General features: G+C 62.2%; 2 protein-coding genes. Both read right to left on the minus strand.

Annotation, left to right across the window (positions count from 1 at the left end; genetic code table 11):
* The coding region (locus ACXRVY_RS28865) for an ATP-binding protein (protein WP_458238938.1) at positions 1–896 on the minus strand (896 nt) is incomplete at its 3' end.
* A 163-nt stretch (positions 897–1,059) separates the two neighbouring features.
* The coding region (locus ACXRVY_RS28870) for a cobaltochelatase subunit CobN (protein ID WP_458238939.1) at positions 1,060–1,464 on the minus strand (405 nt) is incomplete at its 5' end.

Genomic DNA, 1,464 nt, shown 5'->3' on the forward strand with positions numbered 1-1,464 from the left:
GCGCAGGGTTGCGCCGCTTGGGATTGCGCAGGAGCCGGTGCTGAGTGCTCGCGACGACGATGGCGCAAGGCGAACTCGGCGACGGCGTCGATATCTTCCTCGGCGATGGCCTTCGCCCCGCGCCAGGCGGCATGAGCCCGTGCGGCACGCAGCCAGACCAGGTCGGCGCGCAAGCCATCGACGCCCGCGGCAAAGCAGCGTTCGGTAATCTGTGCCAGCGCCTGGTCGTCGAGGGGAATGCTTGCCAGTGCATTGCGTGCGTTCTGGCAACGTTCGCGCAAAGACGCCTGCGCCGACTCCCATTCGGCACAGAAACCTTGCGGATCACTGTCGAAATCCAGGCGACGACGGATGATCTGACCTCGCTCGACGGGCGCGGTGTGGCCTCCGAGGGCGACGTTCAAGCCGAAACGGTCCAGCAGTTGCGGGCGCAGTTCACCCTCTTCCGGGTTCATGGTGCCAATCAGCACGAATTTCGCCGAATGCCGATGGGAAATGCCGTCACGCTCCACCAGATTGGTGCCGCTGGCAGCCACATCGAGCAGCAGGTCAACGAGGTGATCAGGCAACAGATTGACCTCGTCGACATAGAGCACGCCACCATCAGCCTTGGCCAGTACGCCGGGGGAAAACTGTGCGCGCCCTTCGCCCAGCGCCGCATCGAGATCAAGGGTGCCGACCAGGCRCTCCTCGGTGGCACCCAATGGCAATGTGACGAACTGACCGCTGGCCAGCAGGTCCGCCAGACCGCGGGCCAGGGTCGACTTGGCCATGCCCCGCGGGCCTTCGATCAGCACGCCGCCGATTTTCGGGTCGATGGCGGTCAGGTACAGGGCCAGCTTCAAGTCGTCGGCACCGACCACGGCGGAGAGGGGAAAGTGCGGGGTGTCGGTCATTGTTTTATCTCAGTCATGGTCGGTGATCTCACCGGCGCCCCAATCCCTGTGGGAGCGAGCTTGCTCGCGATGGCGGAATGTCAGGCAACATTTTTGTCGACTGAACGAATGTCATCGTCGGAACGCCGCCCGGAGCAAGCTCGCTCCCACAGGTTTAAGTGCGTCAGCTGTCTTCTTCTATATCCAGCAACAAATTCTCCAGCGCCTCTCGGTACTCACCGGGCTCCTTCCACATCCCGCGCTGTTGCGCCTCGAGCATGCGCTCGGTCATGTCGCGCAAGGCATGGGGATTGTGTTCACGGACAAAATCCCGAGTGTCCGGATCGAGCAAATAGGCATCCGCCAGCAAGGCGTACTGGTGATCATCAATCAACTRCGTGGTGGCGTCGAAGGCGAACAGGTTATCGACCGTCGCGGCCATTTCGAACGCACCTTTGTAGCCGTGACGCTTAACGCCTTCGAGCCACTTCGGATTGGCGGCCCGGGAACGGATCACCCGGTTCAGCTCTTCCTTCAAGGTGCGAATCTTCGGCAGGTCCGGTTGGCTGTGATCGCCATGATAACTGGC

This window comes from Pseudomonas sp. P5_A2_2, assembly GCF_054177685.1.